Below are 4,343 nucleotides of genomic sequence, written 5' to 3'. Positions count from 1 at the left end.
CGAACGACGCTCAACGCGAGCGCGACGACCGGTTCTTGATCTCTACCTCAACCGCAGGCGCCCCTCCCGCGCAGCGGGTTCGTTCAACGGCCCCAAAATATCGAGACGTTCGTACATCGGCGCACTGCGTCAGCAAGTGGCGCGTTGTGCCGTTTGGAATGGATGCCTTGGGGCAAGATCGCTGATCAATATAGGGTCAAGCAGCATAGGATTGCAGTCTGGAACGCGGATTTCGGATCATTGACGAAGCATAAGGCAAATGAGCCGCCGATGGAGAAATGGCTTTGGCCATCGCTCGCACAAATACAATCTGTACCAGAGCGTGGCCGCCCACTCGCAATGGAGCGCGTCACCCACCTCCTGAACTGAACTGAACTGATCCGGTCCGCCCAGCTTCACGGCGCGGCCCAGCTCCGCTCGCCGGCCATCTTGGCGCGGGTACCTGGAGCGGCATCATCATTCTCATGGTTGAGGTGTGGGTTAGCTGTATTGACCGCCAAAGCGCTCATGACGGGGCTGGGAAGCGGGTGACTGATCGCGGTCGCCGTTGTGACTGTCTGTCCATCCTAGCTACGCCCAAGGCGCCCTCGAATGGATTGGGTCTGACCGAAGACCGTTTTCGCTTGGCTCAACCTCGATCGTCTTCCCGCAACGACGGCGCTTCGTTTTCTTCCCCTGGCCGTACCACCCCACCCGGCACACCTGGCGGGGACCCCGGTTTGCGTCCATTCCTCGCGGCCCAAGAAAGTCTCGCGGCGCCGTCTTCCACTTCGTTTCAGCTGCTTTGGGTGCGGCCCGATCGCCCCCGGTCTCAAGACCACCATCGAGGCCGCGATAGGCGCGGCCCGAGAAACAGAAGGAACCATCACAATGGCGACGATCGGCACATTCTCCCGCACCGCGAACGGCTTCTCCGGCTCAGTCAAAACCCTGAACCTCAACGTCAAGTCGGTGACGTTCACGCCAGCCGAAGGCGACAATGAAAAAGGTCCGGACTTCCGCATTTTCGCCGGCGCCATCGAGTTCGGGGCGGCATGGAAGAAGACCTCGCGCGAGGGCCGCGACTACCACTCGGTCAAGCTCGACGATCCGAGCTTCCCCGCTCCGATCTATGCGAGCCTGGTCGAGACCGCCACCGAGGGCGAGTTGTCGCTCATCTGGTCCCGCCGCACCGCAGAGTGATCCGACTAAACACGCAGCCCCGCGCAAGGCGGGGCTTCGCCATGGTTCAGGTTCACCATGCACCTCTATCTGGTGCAGCACGCTATGCTTTGACGGGTGTCTTGCGCGCGTTCTTGACCGGCGACGTGATTGCCGTGGCAATTGCGGCCGCCGCTGCCGCGCGAGCAACTCGTTTTGGTTTTTCTGCCGCAGCTTTTGCTGGCGCTGTCGCCTTGCGTCCCAAACCTGTTGATTTCGCCAGGGCCGAGCGGGTGACCGCGTAATTTGGCGCCACCATCGGATAGTCGGAGGGCAGGTTCCATTTCAGACGGTATTCGTCCGGACTCAGATTGTAGTGCGTTCCGATATGCCGCTTCAAGGATTTGAACTTTTTGCCGTCTTCCAGGCATATGATGAAATCAGGTGTCACTGACTTCTTGATCGACACCGCCGGCTCCAGTTTGGCTGCGGTCGCAGCCACAGGTCTGCCGATCCCTCGCAAAGCGACATAGACATCCCCGATCAGCTTCGACAACTCGCCGACCGGCAGCGGATTGTTCGAAACGTAGGCGGAAACGATGTCGGCGGCGATTGATACGAGATCAGCCTGGTCGCTTGGGTCTGGAGAAACGGTCATCGAGTTTTCCTCTTGTCTGATGGCTCTAATGGCGCGCGTTGAAACGGATGGGCTGTTTATTGCCAATCAGGCAAATAATTCGTTGTCCCGCAACAAACCGTATTCGTCGCAAATATCAAGCCGGCAAGCTTTCGCTTCCATCGTTCTGCCCGGCTGCGGACAGAGTTGCTGATAAACCGGTGAAAGCTGCTGCACCGCAGATCGAGCGATGAACATGCGCGTACAATCTTTATCCTCTCGGCACTTGGCGGCGCGGTCCTCCTCGCGGCGGCGGCGGTGAATTGGAGCTTCGGGCGCAATTCATCTGGAACGCGTCGGCGACGTTCAAGTTGCCTGAACCTCTTCGGGCCAACGGTCCGGCAGGCACATTTCGGGCGGCGTGGCGCTACATCTAAACCGCGCCTGGGTATAGTCGAGGATCTCGCTAATGCTCTCGCAGATGCTGGGCAGGGTGCCGCCGCAACAACGCGCGGCGGATGATCGGGCAGCGGCCCGCGCTTTGGTTGCGCTTTTCCGGGTTCGCTACGGCGCGGAGTGATGTTCGCGCCTTCGCTGATATCGCGTTCGATGTGGTCGGGGTCCATTGCGCTCGGAATCCGAGAAGGGATCCATCTTTCAGCTGCTCCTGGATCAGTATGGCGAGCCCGTCGAGCCTCTTGACGGTCGGTATGACCGAGCGCCAGATGCATCTTCACACCCGCCGCAACGACGATCATGATGCGTTCTCCCTTACCGCGAGATGCCGCTTGACTGCATCCGCATTGCTGCTGACGGACGCAAAGACGCGCCGCCCGTTGTCCAGTCGGACTGCCACCATGCCGTCCGGCGGCCGCACGAGATTGCACAGGGGAGCCGTCGCCGGCGTTCGTTTTTTCGCCCCATGGATGAGCGCAACAGTTGCCAATTGCGGCGTCTTGCGAGCGGTCAGGCCGAAACTCGACACGCCAGCGGAAGGCCGTGCTGGTGGCGACTCCATGGCGGCGGCAACCTCCGCCACTGACACCAGGCTTCTCCGTCTCCTGCACAATCGCCTGCTTCTGCGCGTCGCTGAAGCGGCGCCGGTCCGACCGCCCGTCAACCCGCAGTCTCAAGCGATTGGCGCCGCACGCAATCAGCGCTGCTTAATTGAGCCCGGGCACTCGGATGCAACAGAGATCGCCAGTCCACTTCGAATTCGAATTCCTCAAGACGAGCGCGCCATTTGCGCAGCGCATGGGGGCGAAAGCCCGAGCGCCACGGCATATTCGGCAGGCCCCAATCCGCTCCAGTTCATCGCCTCCGCATGCATGCCCCAGAACGCCTGCAGGGCAAATCGGATCGTGTCCGTACGCACGCTGTAGCAGTAGCGGCGCGGGCTCTTGCGTCGCTTCGGCGGCCCTTTCTTGCCCCGCTTTTGCGGCTTTCCCCGGCGCAATTTCCGCAGATATTCCGCACGTTTGCGCCGATCTTCCGCGCTCACCAGATGACGCACCCACAGCTCGAAAGTCGTCATCGAAAGCTTGCGCCGGCGGCAATATTCCTCCACCTCAAAACGGCCCCCGATACCAGGTCGCGACATGCGTCGACCAGTACGAGTTGTCGGCCTTGTCCCAGGAACGTCGAGGCACCGCCGAAGATCCTCCTCGATAAGAAGGAACCCCACACGTTGCGAGATTGCACTAGGTGTGCAGGATCCGGACGGTTACAGAGTGCGGAGAGGGACAGCAAGATAAAGCGAGCTGGCGCTCGCCTCGCTTCGCTCGTAAGTGCTTGTCTGCACATTGTTTTTCCTGCCCGTGCCGACCTCAGGCAGAATGACGTGAGGTGCGGGGCTGACAGGCTATGGCTATGCTGTTGATCCGAAACGCAAAACTATCGTGCCGCAGCGATGTGCGATCCGCCATTCTTCGCCGCAGCAAGTCTTTGCGCGCCGTAGCACGCTCTGCGCTCCGGCCATCTTGAAGCACCAATCCGACTCCCGATGCTGTCGTCATGGCAGATCGTGACAGCGACAGATTCCAGGTTCGCACCGGCCGGATGCGGCATGGCGGCGCGCCGGTCAATTCACGGACGCTGCCCTTCGCACGCCAGGTCGAGATTGCCATCCGGAAGCAGGGCGGCGATCCCAACCGCATCGGCGCAAGCAGCGGCGGCGGAAAGGGAAGTGGCCGCTTCAACGCCCGTGGTCGCGGCGGCAAGGTGGTGGCAGGGTTGCCAAACGACGGTGGCGGGTGGAAGCAGGACTCCAATGGCGTCCGCTTTCGCTCCCGCCGCGTCGTGGTGAAGGCGCGCGTCGTCAAGCTGCCGGGGCGAGGGAAGGCGAGCGGGCGCGGCCAAAAGTTTGTGGCGACGAGCAAGGCCGTCGATGCGCATCTGCGCTATCTCCAGCGCGACGGCGTCACCAGGGACGGCGAGAAGGGGAAGGTATACTCGGCCTTCGACGACGAGGCCGATGGCAAGGCCTTCGTCGAGCGCGGGCGGGGCGACCGGCATCAGTTCCGCTTCATCGTCGCGCCGGAGGATGCCGCGGAGATGGAAGACCTGCGCTCCTTCACCCGCGATCTCA

General features: G+C 61.7%; 5 protein-coding genes and 2 pseudogenes. 2 read left to right on the top strand and 5 right to left on the bottom strand.

Annotation, left to right across the window (positions count from 1 at the left end; translation table 11 throughout):
• Nucleotides 1-870: 870 nt before the first annotated feature.
• On the top strand, nt 871-1,182 hold the full coding sequence (locus tag NKH90_RS34190) for a DUF736 domain-containing protein (protein ID WP_352596123.1): 312 nt from the start codon (nt 871-873) through the stop codon (nt 1,180-1,182).
• 82 nt (nt 1,183-1,264) lie between these two features.
• Here the strand turns inward: NKH90_RS34190 and NKH90_RS34185 are convergent, their stop codons facing one another.
• From NKH90_RS34185 to NKH90_RS34165, 5 genes and pseudogenes are all read right to left on the bottom strand, one after another.
• Entirely contained in the window at nt 1,265-1,798 is a 534-nt protein-coding gene (locus NKH90_RS34185) for a Ros/MucR family transcriptional regulator (RefSeq protein ID WP_352823689.1), read from the bottom strand.
• A 66-nt stretch (nt 1,799-1,864) separates the two neighbouring features.
• Entirely contained in the window at nt 1,865-2,014 is a 150-nt protein-coding gene (locus tag NKH90_RS34180) for a hypothetical protein (RefSeq protein WP_352596126.1), read from the bottom strand.
• A 496-nt stretch (nt 2,015-2,510) separates the two neighbouring features.
• Nucleotides 2,511-2,795: a hypothetical protein gene (locus tag NKH90_RS34175; RefSeq protein ID WP_352823691.1), complete on the bottom strand. Its 285-nt coding sequence runs from the start codon at nt 2,793-2,795 to the stop codon at nt 2,511-2,513.
• Nucleotides 2,773-2,823 (bottom strand): annotated as a pseudogene (locus NKH90_RS34170) (hypothetical protein); the annotation flags it as partial. The pseudogene NKH90_RS34170 and the gene NKH90_RS34175, both read right to left, overlap by 23 nt.
• 158 nt (nt 2,824-2,981) lie before the next feature.
• Nucleotides 2,982-3,290: a hypothetical protein gene (locus NKH90_RS34165; RefSeq protein WP_352823687.1), complete on the bottom strand. Its 309-nt coding sequence runs from the start codon at nt 3,288-3,290 to the stop codon at nt 2,982-2,984.
• A gap of 479 nt (nt 3,291-3,769) precedes the next feature.
• Here NKH90_RS34165 and NKH90_RS34160 point away from each other — a divergent pair.
• A pseudogene (locus NKH90_RS34160) lies at nt 3,770-4,343 on the top strand (DUF3363 domain-containing protein); the annotation flags it as partial.

Origin of the sequence: Mesorhizobium sp. M0898, assembly GCF_040319695.1 — a bacterium.
Taxonomy (GTDB): Bacteria; Pseudomonadota; Alphaproteobacteria; order Rhizobiales; family Rhizobiaceae; genus Mesorhizobium.
Note: the sequence above shows the minus strand (reverse complement) of the source record. Positions and strands in the feature narration are given on the sequence as shown.